This window comes from Lactobacillus crispatus (assembly GCF_018987235.1).
GTDB lineage: Bacteria > Bacillota > Bacilli > Lactobacillales > Lactobacillaceae > Lactobacillus > Lactobacillus crispatus.
Genome location: NZ_CP072197.1, coordinates 2,134,445 through 2,153,354 on the forward strand (window position 1 = coordinate 2,134,445; position 18,910 = coordinate 2,153,354).

The window sequence follows — 18,910 nt, forward strand, 5'->3', positions numbered from 1 at the left end:
TAAATTGTGTTATACTAGTTGTCGTTGATGAATGCGCCCTTAGCGCAACTGGATAGAGTGTCTGACTACGAATCAGAAGGTTGAAGGTTCAAATCCTTCAGGGCGCACTTAAAAACGGGAAATGGCTCAGTTTGGTAGAGCACCTGGTTTGGGACCAGGGGGTCGTAGGTTCGAATCCTGTTTTCCCGATAAGTTAACCGCACTTCATTGAAGTGCGGTTTTTTTGTGTAAAAAAATAAGTATTTCCTCGGAAATACTTATCATGCTATGCCCCTTTAGTAGCTCGTCTAAAGATAATCTGTGTATCTGAATCTACATATTTCAATAACGGTAAATCGTAATCCTTAACCTGGGCCAAAACATTTACTTTCTCATTGCATGGCAAATCGCGTTTAGTAATCTCGATTTCGCCTTCATAACGCGGATACAAATGATTATCAATCGTCACGCTGCCAGTTGGTCTAGCATAAATATTATCTTGCGGCTCTGTTGACAAAAACATCTTTTTTCTGCTTTCCTTTAAGCGAACTACGTCACGCGCCACATCTGGACGATTATGCCAATCATTGCCAAACAATTCTGGTATATCAGTATCTAAATGCAGTGTAATTGCACCCTGTTTTTGATAATTAGTAATCGATTCAATTGCATCCCTCGTAAGTTGCGGATCTCCTACAAAAATGTGATCGCAATCATAATCTTTCAATTCTAAGATCGCAGCTAATGGGTTTTCATATCGCTGCTTCTCTAACGTTGGCAATCCTGCAAAAATTGGTCCACGCAATTTGCCATTTCCTGAAATAAAGGCTGCTGTTTTCAAACCATATTGCTTAAGCCACTCATTCTTCTTTTGCATCCAGTGTGCATCAAGACCTGTTTCAGGACGTGGGTAGAAGTTATGTCCTGCTGTTAATTTTTCAAAATTTGCATTGCTATAACGCAGATCATCAATATTTTGTTGCGTAATAATGCTGGCATTTAGAACTATCGGCATTTCTTTGGACAACTTGGCAATAATATCAGTAGAAAATCCATGATCTACTCTAAGACCAGTTAGACTCAAACTTTTAATTTGCTCAACACTATTGACATTAATACCCAAATCTTGCAGATCATCTGCCGTGACATCTGCAATAATTTTCAAGTCTAGTTTTTGACACCAATTAGTTAAGTCCGCCAGCCGATTTAAAATCGTCTCACTATCAGTATCAGGTACAGCTAGCTGAGTAAAAACGCAGGTAAATCCACTATTGCGCATCGTCAGCAAATAATTGTAATTCTCGGACGTCAAATCGTGTCCTAGATAAACAGAAAATCCTAACATTCTTATTCCTCTAAAATTAATTAATTTCTTTTATTATCTATAACTTAAACGCTTTCCTAAATATCTTACTACATTTTTTGCTTGCTTTTTTCTAAAAAATAATGTTAAATACATATAAACAAATTAAAAAGCGATGAAAAAGACGAGTAAATAATCTAATTCTTCCCAGTGAATTAGTGCTAGTGTGAAACTAATAGACCCTGGATTATTGAAAAACACTTTTAGCAGCTCACCGAAACAACAATTCTTAGAGTAGGTTGAGACGTCTCCGGTACGTTACCACGCCGGTGGAGCATGATAGTGCTTCATGAGTCGGTCTATTAAAATATAGACAATGTGGGTGGTACCGCGGAAAAAAGCCTTTCGTCCCTGTTTTTTTTAGGGAGCGAAGGGCTTTTTCTTTGCTCTAAGTACATTAGAAAGAGGACTTATATTATGACACTTATTTTACCTAAAGATTATCACCCAACATTAACTGTGCGCGACACTGAAGCTGCGATTGTATTTATTCGTGAAACCTTCCAAGATAAATTGGCAGAAATTCTCGGTTTACAAAGAATGTCAGCTCCAATGTTTGTCGAAAAAAAGACCGGCTTAAACGACAACTTAAATGGTGTTGAGCGTCCTGTTGCCTTTGACATGAAGGCAATGCCTAAAGAAGATACTATCGAAGTAGTTCACTCATTGGCTAAATGGAAGAGATTGGCTTTAAAACGCTATGGTTTCGGAATGCATGAAGGACTTTACACCAACATGAACGCCATCCGCCGGGACGAAGATCTTGATAACTTCCACTCCATCTATGTTGACCAATGGGACTGGGAAAAGATTATTAGTAAACAAGAACGCAACACCGACACACTTGAAGTTACTGTGATGAACATTTTTAAGGCAATTAAGGCAACTGAAAAGCTGGTTGCTGCACGCTACCCTGGCTCTACTTACCGCTTAGCTGATCACGTTTCATTTATTACTACTCAAGAATTAGAAGATCGCTGGCCTGATCTTTCTCCAGAAGAGCGTGAAGATAAGATTGCTAAAGAAGAAAAAGCCGTCTTTATTATGAAAATTGGTGACAAGTTAAAGCGTAGTGGTGAACCACACGATGGCCGTGCACCAGACTACGATGATTGGCAATTAAACGGTGACTTAGTCTTCTGGTACGAACCTTTACAAAGTAAGCTCGAAATTTCTTCAATGGGTATCCGTGTTAGTGAGGAAAGCTTACGTGAACAACTAAAGAAGGCACATTGCGAAGATCGCGAAAAATTACCATTCCACCAAATGCTTTTGAAGGGTGAATTACCTTATTCAATCGGCGGTGGGATCGGTCAATCACGCTTATGTATGTTGCTGTTAGGTAAGGCTCATATTGGTGAAGTACAAGCTTCTATTTGGCCAGAAGATATGGTTGAGGCTTGTGAAGCTGACGATATTAAGTTGCTGTAATTTTAAGATTTTTTTACATACCAAAAAAGATCCTGCAAAATGTAGGATCTTTTTTCTATTGATTTTATTTCCGTTCTCTTCTAGAAATCCAAGCCATAATGAGTGGCAACAATACAAAGCCAAAGACCATCATCGCAATGGCATACCAGTTAACACCGATAACTTGCCCTGCTGCGTTTACTACACCAAATTGTGCCTTCCAGTTATATTCAACTAACAAGAAGATCACAATCACAACAGATAAAATTGGCACAATAACATCAGTTATAACGCTCTTATTAGCCTTTAAGATACCTTCTTTTGCCTTACCACGGTAAAATTGAATAACTGCTAGAGGTACCACGATGAAACCTAAGAATCTAACCATCGCGCTCAAAGTAATCAAGTTGACCATATTGTATTCAAAGGCCATCGGAATCAAAATTGCCAAGCCAACAGAGATAAAGAAAGTTCTAATTGGGAAGTTATTCTTAGTTCTCTTAGTTAAAGCTTGTGACATCTGACCCTCTCGAGCCATAGCTTCCAGAATACGTGGAGCATTAAAGCTGGAAGCTACGTTGATCCCAAACATTGAAACCAAGGCACCAACTAAGATCACATCACGTAAGATTTCATTATTAAAAATAGCCGCAATCGCTACAACTTGCTTAGTCGTCATTAAAGCGCGTGGATTAAGTACCATCGCTACCGCTACAACGCCGATATAGACAACCGCAATAATTAAGATTGCCAATGGAATTGCTCGTGGCAAGTTCTTTTCAGGGTTCTTCATATCTTCTGAACCAGAAGCTACTGATTCAAAGCCGGTAAAGGCATAGAAGGCTGAAACAATTGCCATGACAAAGGTAGTTGTAGTTAAAGTTGGCACAATTTTTTGACCATTCTGAGTCAATTGATCTACTTGTCCTAGGTTGCTTGATGCACCAGTAGTAATTAACAAAACTACTCCAGCAATAATAATTAACACCAATGCAGCCAACTTACCGATCGTGGCTAAATTCATTACATACTTAACTACTTTTTGACCAAACAAGTTGATCACGGTAATAATTGCCATCAAGATCAAAAAGCCAATTGTGACATTTATTGCCTTATTGGGATTTCCGCCAAAAATTGAAATAGTTGACTTAATTACCCCAACAGCCATTACGCCCCAAGCTACACTGGCTGAGAAGTAACGCAGAACTCCCATATAAAAGCCAATTTTTTTACCAAAAGCGGCCTTGGAATAAGCATAGGCAGCACCAGATTTAGTGACATACTTTGAAGCTGCCGCAAACGAAATGGCCAGAATCGCTGCAAAAATTGCCGCAATTAAATATACAACTAAGGCTTTACTACCAGCTTGTTGTACCACACTACCAGGTGTTAAAAAAATACCTGAACCAATAATGGCATTAATCGCTAACAGCACAATTGACCAAAAGCCTAATTTATCTCCTGTTTTTTCATTCATCTATTTGCTTCCTTACTTTGCATTATCAACAACAAACTTAAATAAGTTATTCATAAACGCTACATCGGAATTACGGTGCAACATTTCAGGGTGCCACTGCACGGCAATGACATTACCTTTTTTATTTTCAAGTCCTTCAACCACACCATCAGGAGCTGTTGCCACTGCTTTTAAATCTGGTGCAACGTCTTTAATTAATTGATGGTGGAAAGAATTAACGCGGAATTCAGTTTTACCCAAAATTTCAGCCAATTTACTATCAGCTTCCACTTCCATACTATGAGTAGGCAAAGTTGGCGTATGACCTTGCATGTGTTTCAAAGTAAGTTCTTTTCTGTATGAAAGATCTTGGTAAAGCGTACCGCCATGAGCCACATTAATAATTTGAGCACCACGACAAATGCCGAGTACCGGAATACCATTTTCTTCTGCTAACTTTAACAAGCGCATATCAAAATGATCGCGTTCAGGCCAAGTAGCACCAATCTTTTGCATTGGTTCTTCGCCATAAAAACGTGGATCAACATCATGCCCACCAGATAAGATCAAGCCTTGAACATGATTAAGCTGTTCACGAATTACCTCATCATTTTCATTGAATGGAATAATGTAAGGTACACCGCCATTTTGAACTACTGAATCTACATAGTCTTCGTTCACATAACTACGATGATAACCAGGGAAAATTCCTCCATCGTCAATAATTACAGAACCTGAGATACCGATAATTGGTTTTGTCATTTATGCTCCTCCTTTTGCTTACTTTTTGTATGTAATATTATAGAGAATTTCTTTGAAAAAGTACAATTAAAAAATTGCATTCTTGTCTATAATTTTTGCATATCTTTAAATATAGTAAAAAACAGCAAGCCTTATTTTCTAGCTCACTGTTTTATGCTATTTATACCAAATTCCAAAAAGGATTTCCATTACATGCTAAATATGTTTCTAGCCACTTTTTAAAAGAGAAATCAAAATATTGTTCCTCTATTCCAGGATACGTCAGATAGGACTGGTTTTGATTGTAGCGATCTAAATTAATGCCCATTTCTCCCTCGTCTCTTAACCAAAGTATAGGTAGATAATTAGGTGTTTTAACTAACTGATTTAAGACATACTCAATAGTGTAAATTCTACACCTTGCTCCACCTAATTCGATACCCTGAAAAGAATCAATGAATAATTCTGCACCGTTAGCCTGTATCCAAAACTCTATCAAATCATTTGGGACAGATATGCCTGACAACCTATTTATTTCATTTTCAGCTACTGGCGGATTTAATTTAAATTTACAGTAATAGACGCCACCAAAACCAAATATTGGTACGTCGACACTGCATTTTTTACTAATCAAGTTTATATTATCTATTATATTATCCATTTTAATAATTAATAAACCATTTAGTTATAAGCTTATGTGCTTCAATTGGTACTGGCATTAAGTTGTCAAAGTCATTATTTCCACCATAAATTCTAGGTCTTATATGATGAACTTGATTTTCAGCCCAATACTCTTTTGATTGATTGCCATAACGCTCACTAAACTCTTTTATATAGTAATATCTATCCATCGTAGTCCATACTGGTGAAGAAGGAAGTCTAGACCAAGTAGTATTGATTGGTGTTTCTGCATCTTTTTTAGAGACAGGATCAACATATTCAGGAAAATTTTGACCAATTTTATTTTGTAAATAAATAGAACTAAGTGAAATTGGATAAGTAGCGCTATTTCCATTATAGCCTACCATTCCCCATGCTCCTCCAACAGCAAAAAATGTTGTAGCAGCTGGAAATACAGCAGACCCTAACAAACCAGTAGTAATATTTCCTTCTTTTACAATTGGACTAGCTGTATTTGTAGTAATTGGGCCGGACAATGATGGTTCACTATAGAATTGCAATTGAACTGAAATTGCAGCAGGAGCTGGACCAGTTATTGAATCAATATAAAAATTGATTTTAAATTGTCCATCTACATACTCTTGTGAAGTATGAAATTTAACAACTGTATCTGGAATCTCTGCAAAAAAAGTATATGCAGAGTAATGACTGCCTGTTGCATTAAAATTATTATGAATTTTTACAGTTCCATTTTTTTAAATAGGGACATCTTTTTTTACATTTTCATTCTTTAACTTATCTTGAGCTAAAGAATGAAAATTTTGTTCATTAGCTATTTTAGCAACATTCTTATTTACATCATTTAGCGAGTCAGCCTTTGCATTTGTATTGATAGCTATAAAGCACACGATAGTGGCTAAAAAAGCAAATAACTTTCTGTATTTCATGTTTCTTTCCTCATTATCTATAATTTTTTAACACAATTATAAGGATCTTTCTATTATTCTACCATACAACTCTATCACATAAGCAAGTGCTCCCACACTGTAGCATCAGATGCTACTGGGATTTACACTCTAGATTGATGTATACGAAGAACACAATTACAATCAGAATAACATGAAATACTACTATAGCGACAATTTAAAATATACAGTAAAATCTTTAAACTGTATTTCTTATTCTAACCCTTGTTCAAAGCGATACTGCCGTAATACATATTCCTTGAAAAACGGTAAAGTAAAGGCCACTTCACCATAATTAGTAGATTTGATAACTTGATCATCTAACAAGCGTCTACGATAGTTAGCAACAAAATTGCTTGGACGGTTTAACCTTTCATGAATTTCTTTAATTGAAACACAATGTTTTGGGCTCTGAGCCATAGCTAAAACAAATTTTCGGTCTTGCTTTGACAAACTACTAAGTACTTTGGTATAAACATTTTGCTTTAGCACCAATAAGTACTCTGATTTAATACATTCTAAAGTGTTTTGATCTATTACCTTACTTTTTTTAGCAGCTTTCAAAACTAAATAACCTAGCAACTGAAAGGCATATGAATAGCCCATTGTCATCAACGCCATTTTTTCAAGAATTTTTTTCGACACTTGATAACCTGATTCTTTAAAAACTTTACTATAGCTAGCTTCAACCTGTGAGAGATTCAATGCTGATAAAGCTATTCGCTTTCCACGTAGTAAGAATGAAGTTATATTTTCGTTTTTCAATTCAGAGATATTTTCAGAAAGACCAGCTATCATTAAGGCTATAGGATAACCCTGCCGATTTAATAATTGATAACATCTTGCAAAATCTTTCAACTCCTGACATAGTTTTACTTCGTCTAAGGTAATCAACACTTTAACGTCATTTTTTCTTACTTCATCAAACATGTTCGTTAAAATATCTTGATATGTTAACTTACTAATGTCTGTAGAAAGCGATAATCCAAAATTAGAGAAATTTAGTCCTTCAATAGATTTAAATGATTTTTTTAGTTTTGAATCTGCATTCAGATATAAGCTATTAATAAAAGAAGGCAACAACTTCATCCCCATGGCCAAATTAACAACAATCCAATCTGGATATGCACTAATCTTTCTGTCCATTGCTGTCAAAAAGACAGTTTTGCCTATTCCACGCATTCCATAAACAATCGAAATTGTATATGAACTATTTAAATTCTCTATTCCTTGAGACACATCAGCAATTAGTTTTTTTCGCTGCAAATACACTGCTGGAATTCGGCCAAAGCTAGGATTAAACGGATTATCCATATTTTGTCCCCAATCATTTTCTTATCAAAAAAGCAGCAGGCTTCTTACCTACTACTCAATTTTATTTATCTTTTTGATGCTTAACCACATAAATCAGTGCCGCAATAATCAACACTGCTGCACCAACCGCTACTGAAATTTGCGTCTCCGGATTAATGAACATGAAGACAACAATTACTACCAGCATAATCAAAGCAAAGTAATTTGAATATGGATAAAGCGGCAATTTAAACGGGTGATTCTCCATCAAGTGTGGATTCTTTCGTCTAAAGCGTAACTCTGCTAGCAGGATCACAAACCAAGCTACCATCCCTGGCAAAACAGACGAACTATAGACAATCACGAAGATATTAGCCAATGATTTATTCAAAAATTGGGCTAACACATTAAGCATAAAACCAACGAAAATTCCACTGGTAATTCCAATGATCGCATGACTAGGCACGATTCTCTTAGATACGTGACCAAAAGTCTTAGGTGCTTCACCTTCGTGTGCCAATTTATACAACATTCGACTTGATGAATAAATTCCTGAGTTTGCACCGGACAAAGCTGCAGTCAAAACTACAAAGTTAATTACTGAAGCTGCCGCGGTAATTCCCACCTTGGCAAAGGTCGTTACAAACGGTGAGCCAATGCTATCTAATTTATTCCATGGATAAATTGTGACAATCACAAAAATTGCCCCAACATAAAAGATCAAAATCCGCCACAATACTGACTTCACGCTTTTAACAATGGCCTTATGCGGATCAGATACTTCACCAGCTGAAATCCCAATTAGCTCAATTCCTTCATAAGAACCAACAATAATGGCCATTGAGAAAAAGAAGCCCTTGAGACCACCAGTGAAGAAGCCGCCATGACTCCACAAGTTAGAAAAGCCTACTGGATGACCGCCATTACCAAAGCCAAATAGAATTACCGCAAAGCCAAGCAAAATCATTAAGATAATCGTTACAACCTTGATCATGGCAAACCAGAATTCCAAGGTTGCATAAGCTTTCGCACTAGCTAAGTTAGCCACCAGCAAAAATAAAATAATAATTACGCCGGCAGCCCAATCAGAGGTGCCTTTCCACCAAAAGCGCAAATACTCTGTTGTTGCCACCACCTCAGAAATTCCGACAACAATGTATTGAAACACGTTTGCCCATTCGGCTAAATAGCCGGCAATTGGATGCACATGCTCTGAAGCATAGTCTGCAAAAGAACCAGTACCTGGATCAACATAAAGCATCTCACCTAATGCCCGCATTACGATATACAAAATAACCCCAACAAAAATATAAGCTAGCAGTACTGAAGGACCGGTCCACTTAATGGTTGAGCTAGCCCCCATGAATAGTCCAACACCAATTGCTCCTCCAAGTGAGATCATTTCCATCTGTCCGGCTGTCATCGACCGCTTTAATTCAGGTGCTTTCTTCGCCATTTCCAACTCCCTTTCTTTAGCATCTGTAAAAATTTCCTAGGAAATATATCTATTCTCATTTATCTTTAATCACTATACCTTATCATTTTTTCGAACAAAACTGTAGCTGATCGCTAAAAAGATTGCAAATAAAATCGAAATAATCAAAGCCAGCTGCGTTGATTTGATAAAGAATAATAAGATTAAAATACCAATGTAAAAGGCAAGCGTAAGCCAGCTAGTTACTGGGTAGCCCGGCATTTTAAAGCTGCCTAAATTCTGCTTATTCTGTTTGCGATAAACAATATATGCTGCCATAATCATGATCCAAACAATCACAAAACAAATCGTTGAAACAGTTGAGACAACGGAGAATATTTCTGCTGGCATTAAATAGTTTAAGGCAACTACTACAAATAAAATTAATGAAGAGGTCATCAAAGCGTTCATTGGAATTGCTTTTTTGGTCAATTCACCTAGTCTTTTAGGTGCATGGCCGTTACGTGCTAATGAATAAAGTGATCGACTAGTTGAAAAGATTGCACTATTAGTCGCTGACATAGCTGCAGTCAAAACGACAAAATTTAAAATCCCTGCAGCCGCTGTAACACCGATGCCGGTAAAGACCTGGACAAAGGGACTTGAAGTAGTTGTAATGTGATTCCATGGATAAACAGACATAATTGCCAACATTGAGCCCACATAAAAAAGGCCGATTCTAACTGGCAAAGTGTTAATTGCCTTAGGAATATCCTTTTGCGGATTAGCTGTTTCACTAGCAGTTTGACCTACAATTTCTACCCCAACAAAGGCAAAAACAACCATTTGAAATGATAAAAGAAAGCCCCAAATCCCAGTTGGGAAAAAGCCACCATGATTAACTAAATTAGTTAGTGAAACATAACCGCCCTTTACATGCGTATGAAGTAACAACATTACAGCACCGGTAATGATTAAGACTACAATTGCCATTACCTTAATCATTGAGAACCAACTTTCCAGTTCACCAAATAATCCGACATTTACCATGTTAATCAACATCAATAAGATCACAATTACTAAAGGGCCAACCCATTGCGGTAGCCACGGAAACCAGTATCTTAAATAAATTCCTGTCGCAGTCAAATCAGCCATAGCTAAACTAAGCCAGCAAGCCCAGTACATCCAGCCCGCTACAAATTCGGCACGCTTACCTAAATATTTTTTGATTGATTCTAAAAATGAATGACTATCAGGATCGGCTAAAATAAGCTCTCCTAAAGCACGCATCATAAAAAAGGTGATAATCCCTACGATTAAGTACGACAAAATAATTGAAGGGCCAGCACTATGAATGGCTGAACCAGAACCTAAGAATAGGCCAGTACCAATGGCTCCTCCTATTGCAATCATTGTTACATGACGACTTTTAAGCCCGCGTTTTAATCTCGGCTTCTCATCCATAATTACTTCACACCTTCCTCAAAATAAAAAATGGAGCGGCATGTTTTTTAAATGAAACATTTTGCTCCATCAAGTTTGCTTTTTTTGAATTATATAGTCTTATGCCAATTCATGCAATTATTTTTTATCTAAAAAAGATATTCCCTTAGGAATATCTTCATTATTAGTAAACTTTAAATTGGTTCAACGGCCAGTAACGTACTTTAACTACGCCAACGATACTACTACGCTTAATGGTTCCGATATAACGGCTATCCTTAGAAACGCTCCGGTGATCACCCATTACGAAATATGTTCCTTTCGGAATGCGCCCAGTATCCTGCACATATTTAATCTGCGCTCTAGTAAAGTATTGCTGGTAAGTCCGCGCCCGCATCAGTGACTGCATAGTAAAATTCTGAGTCTCAGAATAAAATGTATCTGAGCCATTATCAATTAACTTCGTTCCTTGTTTCAACCAAGGTTGAGCAATCTTTTTATTATTAATGTAGATTTGATTATTTTTGCTGACGATTTTTTCACCAGGCAAACCAATAACACGCTTAATGTACAAAGCACCTGGTTCATCTGGTGCTTTAACAATCACTACTTCACCACGCTTGATTTGCGCATGACGCTCAGCGATTAGCCGATCACCATTTTGAAAAGTAGGTTGCATCGAAGGACCTGATACTGTATCGTTGCTCAAGACGAAGTGGAAAAGCAGCAGATAGGCACCGATCAAAATAACCCAGATAATTAAGATATCTAGGAAAAACTTACCCCATGATTCTTTTTCTTCTTTTTTCTCAGCCATTATTTTTCTCCATTTATCTTTTTCCACAGTTTACAACTTTATGGAGAAATTGCCAAATTACAAAAAAGAGGTATTTCCTCGGAAATACCTCTTTTATTATTAATGACTATTAATTAATCTTCTTTTTTATCTTCGGCTTTAGTTTTGTCTTCCTTAATTTTTTCTTCAATCTTTGGAGAAATATCGAAGATTGCTTCACCGTTTAAGTACAAGTGCTTGTCATCTGCAGTGAATTCAAGCTTCTTAGTTTCAGGTTTTCTCAGGATCAACTTAGCAGCTGGAGTTTCAAGATTTTGTTCAACTACTCTTCTAAGTGGACGAGCCCCGAACTTCTTGTCGTAGCCCTTTTCTGCCAAGAATGCCTTAGCTTCGTCTGAAACTTCTACCGTTACACCCTTCTTAGCAAGAACATGAGACATATTCTTCAAGTAAATGTTGATGATCTTGCCCATGTCTTGTTCAGTAAGTGAGTTGAATGGAACGATTGCATCCAAACGGTTCAAGAATTCAGGTCTGAAGTAGTTTTCAAGGGCTGAGATTAACTTGTCTTGGTCAACCTTGCCATCTTCAAGCAACTTGTCTGAGAAGCCGGCGTTTGAAGTCATAATCAAGATAGTATCCTTGAATGAAACAGTTCTACCTTGTGCGTCAGTCAAACGACCGTCATCCATAATTTGCAATAATGCGTTGAAGACTTGTGGGTTAGCCTTTTCAATTTCATCAAATAAAATCAATGAGTATGGTTGGTGACGAACCTTTTCAGTTAATTGACCACCTTCACCGTAGCCAACATAGCCAGGTGCTGAACCGATCAACTTGTTAACTGCCATTTCGTCTTGGTATTCACTCATGTCCAAACGGATTAAGTGTTCTTTGTTACCAAATAATTGAATTGCTAATTGTTTTGCAAGTTCAGTCTTACCAACACCAGTAGGTCCAGTGAGTAAGAATGAACCAGTAGGTCTGTCGCTGTCTTTGAAGATTTGCTTACGAGCAATAGCGTCAGTAATTACATCGATAGCTCTGTCTTGATCAATAACATTCTTCTTAAGTTTCTTAGCTAAGTCCAAGTTCTTTTGAGCTTCATCAGCGTGGAGTTCACTCATTGGGATCTTAGTCTTTTGTTCAATAATTGCGTAGATGTCTTTTTCAGTTACTTCTGGAGTATTCTTAGAATCTACATTCTTAAGTTGTTTCTCAAGTTCAGCAATCTTACTCTTAATTTCTGAAGCCTTGTCGTAATCCTCTGCCTTAGCAGCTTCAGTCTTCTTAGCTTCAAGAGCTGAGATTTGGTTCTTTAAGCTCTTTTCATCAGTTGGTTGTACAAGCAATGCCTTCTTAGCACCAGCTTCATCCATCAAGTCGATAGCCTTGTCTGGTAAGTAACGGCCTTGAATGTATCTTTCTGATAATTCAACAGCTAATTTAAGACTGTCGTCACTGTATTTTACGTGGTGGTAGTCTTCGTACTTCTTCTTTAAGCCTTCCAAAATCTTAACAGCTACATCAGTAGATGGTTCTGGAACTTGAACAGCTTGGAATCTACGTGATAAAGCTGGATCTTTTTCAATTCTTTGAAATTCACTAGTAGTAGTAGCACCAATTAACTTCAATTGACCACTTGCCAAAGCTGGCTTCAAGATGTTAGCTGCATCCCCATTGTTGTTTTCTGAATCAGTAGAACCAGCACCAACGATGTTGTGAATTTCATCGATGAATAAAACAATGTTAGGATCGCTCTTGGCCTTATCGATAACCTTCTTTAATCTTTCTTCAAAGCTACCACGAAGACTTGAACCAGCAACCATGTCATTAATGTTTACTGAAATGATATGCATGTTAGCCATTTTAGCTGGTACATTGCCTGAAGCAATTCTTTCAGCTAAACCTTCTACAATAGAAGTCTTACCAACACCAGCAGGTCCGATTAAAACAGGATTATTCTTCTTACGTCTTGAAAGAATTTCAATTACGTTATCAATCTGTTCGTCACGGCCAATTACTGGGTCAAATTTATTGTTCTTAGCTTCCTCAACTAAGTCAACACCAATTGGCTTTTCATTGGGTTGTTGTGGGTTCTGTTGAATTGTTTGTGGTGCAGCACCCATGCTGCTGGAGTAATTAATTGGAATTGAACCTGAACTGCCTTTGCTATTTCTTCTGCTACCAAAGTCATCATTAAAGAATGAGCTGTTCAATTCGTTAAATAAGTTATCAAAGTCATTGTCAAAGTATGCCATATGTGCAACACTCCCTATCTCAAATTTACGTCTTTAGCACTCTAGCTTATCGAGTGCTAACTCATTACATTTAATAGTATAGCAGGTTATCCACAGATTGCAAGCTAAAAAATAAAAGTTTTACACATTTTCCTTTATTTTTGTGATTTTTATTTAAAAAAGCACTACAAATGCTGTAATATCAACATTCGCTGTGCTTCACAAATTCTAAAGAATTTCTTAAGATGGTCAAAAATTGATGATTATTTTGCTTAAAACTGTTGAACTTTAAGGAAGTTTTCCACAGATAAGAATAAGTTTATTACCATAAACTATTTCTGCCTACCTCTATTATTGCCCTTTTGCTTGTCCAGTATTTTGCGGTTCGCTCAACTTTCTCGGCTCAAGCAAATACTGTTTAATTACTTTGATTACCTGCTTATTCTGAGGTAAATCCGAGTGATCCGCTTCTACACCCGTTACTGTCATTGCAGTATAGCTCTTGACTTGATTCTGAAAAATATATTTTCCGGCTGCTACGCTAGCTTCTGGTACAATTCCATCAGACTCATAATTTTTTCCACCAGATAAGGAATAAACAATCAAGTTTTTCGGTAGTTTATCTTTGTTCTTGATAAAGGTTTCTAGCATTTGCGTTTTATGATTAATATTTTTTTCACCAAAATTATATGGCGTTCCTAGCGTCATCAGACGTTTGATTTTAATTTCATCAGAATAGTAACAGTAGTAATGTTCTAACCAATAGGTCCAGATCAAGCCACCGTTAGAATGCCCAAAGGCTTTAAAATTATTAAACTTATAGCTCTCTGATAAGGCATAAAAGGCTTGATCAAACCAGCTGGCTTGCTTCTTAATATTGCTATAACCATCGTGATTATTTTCAAAACCGACAATAATGAAAGGTTCGTTGTCGTTTTTATTAATTTTGCCTGAATATGACAGCGTTCCATTCGTTGAAACTTTAATTTTAAGCACGCTATGCTTAGTCGGTGTGTTCTGATTTAGCTGCTTCACTAATTGGTTAAAACGTTCAGTCGTTGCACTAGAACCTGGAATCATAATTACTGGTGACAAAAGCGATTTGCGTCTTTCAGCTCTAGCGTGGTTATCAGCCTTCATCCAAGAATAACCCGGAACAGCCAAAGCTACTAATAAGACTAAGACGATTGCCAACCATTTAAAATTAGGATTTTGAACTAAATTAATCATTCTTTTCTTCATAATCCTTTAGTCCCCTTTCAAGTCGCAAACCTAATTTCATAGTTGGAATAAACATTATTATATCTAAAATGAATAACAAAATAGAAAATACCAAGTTGCTCCAGTCACCATTAGAACCAAAGAAAGAGACCAAAATTCCTGGTGTCCCACTTAAAACGGGGTAAGCACAAGGTTGAATTAAATGGCAAAAAATTGCTCCAGCGGCTAGTAGAATATTAATAATTGGAATAATCACAATCGCCGGCAGTAACAATGGATTTAAAATAATCGGCATCCCGACCATCATGCCTCCAGTTGAGCCAAAAGCTGCTGGAAGCAGGTTAACCTTGGCAATATTTTCACTATCCTTATTTTTACTATAAATTAGGATAATTACAATCATCGCTAAAACAATACTCGCACCACCCATTTCTGCATAAGGATAAAACAAAGAACTACCCAAATACTTATATGGCACATTCCAAGCACTCCCATGTTTTAAGGCAAAATTTAAGTTAGCTGCTGCTGAAATACTATTAGAAGTAGTTGACAAAGAAGCTAGAGGATAACCTATTCCCATCCAGCTAAGTAAAAAGACGAGACTGTAAAATAGTTTGTGTAAGGATGAATGATTCCTTAAATTTATTTCTTTAAACATTAGAAAAAGGAGTTCCTTTCTCGTATGATTGGTTTGAACAAAAAAACACATACAGAAAGAAGAACTCCTTCATGAATGATTTTACCAAAGATTTTGCTCAAGCTCTATTCAATCCAGACAAAATAAATGATTTATTGCGCAAAGAGCTACAACAGGCTGTTAATAACTTGCTAGAAGCTGAGTTGACTGCCTTTCTAGGCTATGATCCCTATGCCAGAAATGGCTGGAATACTGGCAATTCTAGAAATGGTGCTTATTTCCGCAAGGTTGATACCCAGTTTGGACCAATTGAAGTGCAAGTGCCTCGAGACCGCAACGGTCAGTTTCATCAGCACACGCTGCCTGACTACAAGCAGCACTCTGATGTTTTGGAAAGCACGATTATCAAGCTATACTCCAAAGGCGTAACTACCAGAGAAATCGCTGACTTGATTGAGAAAATGTATGGCAGTCATTATAGTCCAGCTCAAGTATCAAATATTTCCAAGCAGATGCTCCCCAAGATTGAGGCTTATCACAAGCGCAAGCTAAGCGACAAGTTTTTCTGTGTCTATTTGGATGCGACATACCTTCCTTTGCGCCGAGAAACGTTTGAGCGTGAAGCAGTATATATTGCCATTGGCATTAAACCTAATGGACATAAGGAAGTCATTGACTACTGCATTGCTCCTAGTGAGAACATTGAAGTTTGGACAGAGATGCTTCAAAACATGAAGTCCAGAGGCTTGAAGCAAGTTGAGCTTTTTCTTTCTGATGGTGTTGTTGGCATGAAAACAGCCTTGGCCAGGACTTATCCTAAAGCTCATTTTCAACGCTGCCTGGTTCATGTCATGCGCAATATCTGCGCTAAAGTACGCGTCGACGATCGTGAAAAGATCATGAACGAATTCAAGCAGATACATCAACAGACAAGCAAAAAAGAAGCTGCAGCTGTCTTGCACAAATTCTATGCCAAATGGAATAAAGCTTATAGCCATGTCATCAAAGGTTTGAAGGAAATTGAGCCCGATCTGCTAGTCTTCTACAATTATCCCAAACAAATCAGAGCTTCAATTTATTCAACCAATATGATTGAATCCTTTAACAACGTCATCAAGCGTAAAGCTAAGCCTAAGGCAGAATTTCCAACTGAACAGTCGCTTGATGCATTTATTGGCATCCAGGCAATGAGCTACAATGACCGTTATTTCAATCGAATTCATAAAGGCTTTGGTCAGGTTCAGGACACCTTAGAATCCTACTTTGATTAAATAAATAATTAAAAAATCAATTTACGAGAAAGATCTATTTACACAAAAGATTTGACAGTTTCAAAAAGACTGGGATAGTCAGTAAAGCTATTAACAAAATATTATTTGATTCCTGTATTTGAGTAACTAGGCCTTTAAAAGTACTAGAATTCAAGAATTTGATTTGAAATTCATAAATTATAATCCCCAGAACTATCCCACAAAAAATTGCAAATATTGTCGGGATAAACGCATTCCAGGCTCTTTCCTTAATTCTAGCGGCATGTTCAAAATCGACTGGCTTGTGTTCCTTTCCTAGCCAATGAAAAATTTGCCCTACACCATAGCCAATTAACAAGGCCAGCAAGACAGCATTAATTTTTAAAACACTGGAAGAAAATGGTGAATGATCGCTGGCATTATTAGCTAAATTATTGGCATAAGCACAAAACATGATAACGATGACAGCCGTCATCCCGGCCATGGTTGAATCTTTACGGTATAAACGCGCAGTATAACGTGCCGCAAAATAAGCCGCATAAATACCAAATAAGCCGAAGGTTACCCGAACCATCCCCCGACTGACAAATGCTCCCGCATACCAAAAACGATCTGGCAAAGTGATATCAAAATTAAAAATATTGTAAATAAAACTATCGGGCGAAAAAACGGCATCTCTGAACAACTTAAAATATGCCCCAATTACCGCGATCGGCATCAGCATAACCAACGTTCGCTGAAAAATTCTAAAGATTGCCAATCTTCTTAGTTTAAGAAAGATATTTGTGATTCTGTTTACCATGGTATTTCCGAAACTGTCAAATCTTTTGTGTAAATAGATCTTTCTCGTAAATTGATTTTTTAATTATTTATTTAATCAAAGTAGGATTCTAAGGTGTCCTGAACCTGACCAAAGCCTTTATGAATTCGATTGAAATAACGGTCATTGTAGCTCATTGCCTGGATGCCAATAAATGCATCAAGCGACTGTTCAGTTGGAAATTCTGCCTTAGGCTTAGCTTTACGCTTGATGACGTTGTTAAAGGATTCAATCATATTGGTTGAATAAATTGAAGCTCTGATTTGTTTGGGATAATTGTAGAAGACTAGCAGATCGGGCTCAATTTCCTTCAAACCTTTGATGACATGGCTATAAGCTTTATTCCATTTGGCATAGAATTTGTGCAAGACAGCTGCAGCTTCTTTTTTGCTTGTCTGTTGATGTATCTGCTTGAATTCGTTCATGATCTTTTCACGATCGTCGACGCGTACTTTAGCGCAGATATTGCGCATGACATGAACCAGGCAGCGTTGAAAATGAGCTTTAGGATAAGTCCTGGCCAAGGCTGTTTTCATGCCAACAACACCATCAGAAAGAAAAAGCTCAACTTGCTTCAAGCCTCTGGACTTCATGTTTTGAAGCATCTCTGTCCAAACTTCAATGTTCTCACTAGGAGCAATGCAGTAGTCAATGACTTCCTTATGTCCATTAGGTTTAATGCCAATGGCAATATATACTGCTTCACGCTCAAACGTTTCTCGGCGCAAAGGAAGGTATGTCGCATCCAAATAGACACAGAAAAACTTGTCGCTTAGCTTGCGCTTGTGATAAGCCTCAATCTTGGGGAGCATCTGCTTGGAAATATTTGATACTTGAGCTGGACTATAATGACTGCCATACATTTTCTCAATCAAGTCAGCGATTTCTCTGGTAGTTACGCCTTTGGAGTATAGCTTGATAATCGTGCTTTCCAAAACATCAGAGTGCTGCTTGTAGTCAGGCAGCGTGTGCTGATGAAACTGACCGTTGCGGTCTCGAGGCACTTGCACTTCAATTGGTCCAAACTGGGTATCAACCTTGCGGAAATAAGCACCATTTCTAGAATTGCCAGTATTCCAGCCATTTCTGGCATAGGGATCATAGCCTAGAAAGGCAGTCAACTCAGCTTCTAGCAAGTTATTAACAGCCTGTTGTAGCTCTTTGCGCAATAAATCATTTATTTTGTCTGGATTGAATAGAGCTTGAGCAAAATCTTTGGTAAAATCATTCATGAAGGAGTTCTTCTTTCTGTATGTGTTTT

The 18,910-nt window shown here is 37.4% G+C and carries 15 protein-coding genes, 2 tRNA genes, 2 pseudogenes and 1 other annotated feature; of the genes and pseudogenes, 4 read left to right on the forward strand and 15 right to left on the reverse strand.

From position 1 onward, the window contains the following. Positions 1–33 precede the first annotated feature (33 nt). A tRNA-Arg gene (locus J6L97_RS10490) sits at positions 34–107 on the forward strand. An 8-nt stretch (positions 108–115) separates the two neighbouring features. Next, a tRNA-Pro gene (locus tag J6L97_RS10495) sits at positions 116–189 on the forward strand. Between the two features lie 76 nt (positions 190–265). Here J6L97_RS10495 and J6L97_RS10500 read toward each other — a convergent pair. Beyond that, complete coding sequence (locus tag J6L97_RS10500; RefSeq protein ID WP_005720009.1) at positions 266–1,324, reverse strand: DUF871 domain-containing protein; 1,059 nt, start codon at positions 1,322–1,324, stop codon at positions 266–268. Positions 1,325–1,448: 124 nt separating this feature from the next. Further along, positions 1,449–1,698, forward strand: a binding site (T-box leader). Between the two features lie 61 nt (positions 1,699–1,759). On the opposite strand from J6L97_RS10500, the gene asnA reads away from it, so the two are divergent. After that, complete coding sequence (gene asnA / locus J6L97_RS10505; protein WP_057726671.1) at positions 1,760–2,773, forward strand: aspartate--ammonia ligase; 1,014 nt, start codon at positions 1,760–1,762, stop codon at positions 2,771–2,773. 64 nt (positions 2,774–2,837) lie between these two features. Here the strand turns inward: asnA and J6L97_RS10510 are convergent, their stop codons facing one another. From J6L97_RS10510 to J6L97_RS10560, 12 genes and pseudogenes are all read right to left on the reverse strand, one after another. Further along, positions 2,838–4,229, reverse strand: a complete 1,392-nt coding sequence (locus tag J6L97_RS10510; protein WP_023487749.1) for an APC family permease — start codon at positions 4,227–4,229, stop codon at positions 2,838–2,840. A gap of 12 nt (positions 4,230–4,241) precedes the next feature. Further along, the gene (locus tag J6L97_RS10515) at positions 4,242–4,970 is read right to left on the reverse strand and encodes a gamma-glutamyl-gamma-aminobutyrate hydrolase family protein (protein ID WP_057726672.1); all 729 of its coding nucleotides are present in this window, start codon (positions 4,968–4,970) and stop codon (positions 4,242–4,244) included. Positions 4,971–5,130: 160 nt separating this feature from the next. Then, on the reverse strand, positions 5,131–5,583 hold the full coding sequence (locus J6L97_RS10520; protein ID WP_223876357.1) for a hypothetical protein: 453 nt from the start codon (positions 5,581–5,583) through the stop codon (positions 5,131–5,133). Between the two features lie 28 nt (positions 5,584–5,611). Next, positions 5,612–6,106 carry an HNH endonuclease signature motif containing protein gene (locus tag J6L97_RS11165; protein WP_223876358.1) on the reverse strand — a complete coding sequence of 165 codons (495 nt, stop codon included), beginning with the start codon at positions 6,104–6,106 and terminating at the stop codon, positions 5,612–5,614. A 219-nt stretch (positions 6,107–6,325) separates the two neighbouring features. After that, positions 6,326–6,517, reverse strand: a complete 192-nt coding sequence (locus J6L97_RS11170; RefSeq protein WP_023487752.1) for a hypothetical protein — start codon at positions 6,515–6,517, stop codon at positions 6,326–6,328. A 231-nt stretch (positions 6,518–6,748) separates the two neighbouring features. Continuing rightward, the gene (locus tag J6L97_RS10530) at positions 6,749–7,849 is read right to left on the reverse strand and encodes a hypothetical protein (protein ID WP_057726674.1); all 1,101 of its coding nucleotides are present in this window, start codon (positions 7,847–7,849) and stop codon (positions 6,749–6,751) included. Between the two features lie 61 nt (positions 7,850–7,910). Next, positions 7,911–9,284 (reverse strand): amino acid permease, encoded by a 1,374-nt coding sequence (locus J6L97_RS10535; protein ID WP_057726675.1) that lies wholly within the window; start codon positions 9,282–9,284, stop codon positions 7,911–7,913. Positions 9,285–9,356: 72 nt separating this feature from the next. After that, positions 9,357–10,706: an amino acid permease gene (locus J6L97_RS10540; RefSeq protein ID WP_057726676.1), complete on the reverse strand. Its 1,350-nt coding sequence runs from the start codon at positions 10,704–10,706 to the stop codon at positions 9,357–9,359. A gap of 163 nt (positions 10,707–10,869) precedes the next feature. Continuing rightward, entirely contained in the window at positions 10,870–11,502 is a 633-nt protein-coding gene (lepB, locus tag J6L97_RS10545; RefSeq protein WP_005723684.1) for a signal peptidase I, read from the reverse strand. Between the two features lie 113 nt (positions 11,503–11,615). Then, the gene (locus J6L97_RS10550; protein ID WP_057726677.1) at positions 11,616–13,742 is read right to left on the reverse strand and encodes an ATP-dependent Clp protease ATP-binding subunit; all 2,127 of its coding nucleotides are present in this window, start codon (positions 13,740–13,742) and stop codon (positions 11,616–11,618) included. A 330-nt stretch (positions 13,743–14,072) separates the two neighbouring features. Further along, the gene (locus tag J6L97_RS10555) at positions 14,073–14,963 is read right to left on the reverse strand and encodes an alpha/beta hydrolase (protein WP_057726678.1); all 891 of its coding nucleotides are present in this window, start codon (positions 14,961–14,963) and stop codon (positions 14,073–14,075) included. After that, positions 14,944–15,546 (reverse strand): annotated as a pseudogene (locus J6L97_RS10560) (PTS sugar transporter subunit IIC); the annotation flags it as partial. The pseudogene J6L97_RS10560 and the gene J6L97_RS10555, both read right to left, overlap by 20 nt. Before the next feature lie 125 nt (positions 15,547–15,671). Between J6L97_RS10560 and J6L97_RS10565 the strand changes: the two are divergent. After that, positions 15,672–16,850 carry an IS256 family transposase gene (locus tag J6L97_RS10565; RefSeq protein WP_005728142.1) on the forward strand — a complete coding sequence of 393 codons (1,179 nt, stop codon included), beginning with the start codon at positions 15,672–15,674 and terminating at the stop codon, positions 16,848–16,850. Positions 16,851–16,911: 61 nt separating this feature from the next. Here J6L97_RS10565 and J6L97_RS10570 read toward each other — a convergent pair. Continuing rightward, positions 16,912–17,631 (reverse strand): annotated as a pseudogene (locus tag J6L97_RS10570) (PTS sugar transporter subunit IIC); the annotation flags it as partial. A gap of 71 nt (positions 17,632–17,702) precedes the next feature. After that, positions 17,703–18,881, reverse strand: a complete 1,179-nt coding sequence (locus J6L97_RS10575) for an IS256 family transposase (RefSeq protein ID WP_005728142.1) — start codon at positions 18,879–18,881, stop codon at positions 17,703–17,705. Positions 18,882–18,910 lie beyond the last annotated feature (29 nt).

What these genes read in the sequence shown, in the direction of transcription:
- J6L97_RS10540 (WP_057726676.1), bottom strand. Translation starts at nt 10,706, where the DNA reads ATGGATGAGAAGCCGAGATTAAAACGCGGGCTTAAAAGTCGTCATGTA.
- J6L97_RS10565 (WP_005728142.1), top strand. Translation starts at nt 15,672, where the DNA reads ATGAATGATTTTACCAAAGATTTTGCTCAAGCTCTATTCAATCCAGAC.
- lepB (WP_005723684.1), bottom strand. Translation starts at nt 11,502, where the DNA reads ATGGCTGAGAAAAAAGAAGAAAAAGAATCATGGGGTAAGTTTTTCCTA.
- J6L97_RS10530 (WP_057726674.1), bottom strand. Translation starts at nt 7,849, where the DNA reads ATGGATAATCCGTTTAATCCTAGCTTTGGCCGAATTCCAGCAGTGTAT.
- J6L97_RS10510 (WP_023487749.1), bottom strand. Translation starts at nt 4,229, where the DNA reads ATGAATGAAAAAACAGGAGATAAATTAGGCTTTTGGTCAATTGTGCTG.
- asnA (WP_057726671.1), top strand. Translation starts at nt 1,760, where the DNA reads ATGACACTTATTTTACCTAAAGATTATCACCCAACATTAACTGTGCGC.
- J6L97_RS10515 (WP_057726672.1), bottom strand. Translation starts at nt 4,970, where the DNA reads ATGACAAAACCAATTATCGGTATCTCAGGTTCTGTAATTATTGACGAT.
- J6L97_RS10550 (WP_057726677.1), bottom strand. Translation starts at nt 13,742, where the DNA reads ATGGCATACTTTGACAATGACTTTGATAACTTATTTAACGAATTGAAC.
- J6L97_RS10500 (WP_005720009.1), bottom strand. Translation starts at nt 1,324, where the DNA reads ATGTTAGGATTTTCTGTTTATCTAGGACACGATTTGACGTCCGAGAAT.
- J6L97_RS10555 (WP_057726678.1), bottom strand. Translation starts at nt 14,963, where the DNA reads ATGAAGAAAAGAATGATTAATTTAGTTCAAAATCCTAATTTTAAATGG.
- J6L97_RS10535 (WP_057726675.1), bottom strand. Translation starts at nt 9,284, where the DNA reads ATGGCGAAGAAAGCACCTGAATTAAAGCGGTCGATGACAGCCGGACAG.
- J6L97_RS10575 (WP_005728142.1), bottom strand. Translation starts at nt 18,881, where the DNA reads ATGAATGATTTTACCAAAGATTTTGCTCAAGCTCTATTCAATCCAGAC.
- J6L97_RS11170 (WP_023487752.1), bottom strand. Translation starts at nt 6,517, where the DNA reads ATGAAATACAGAAAGTTATTTGCTTTTTTAGCCACTATCGTGTGCTTT.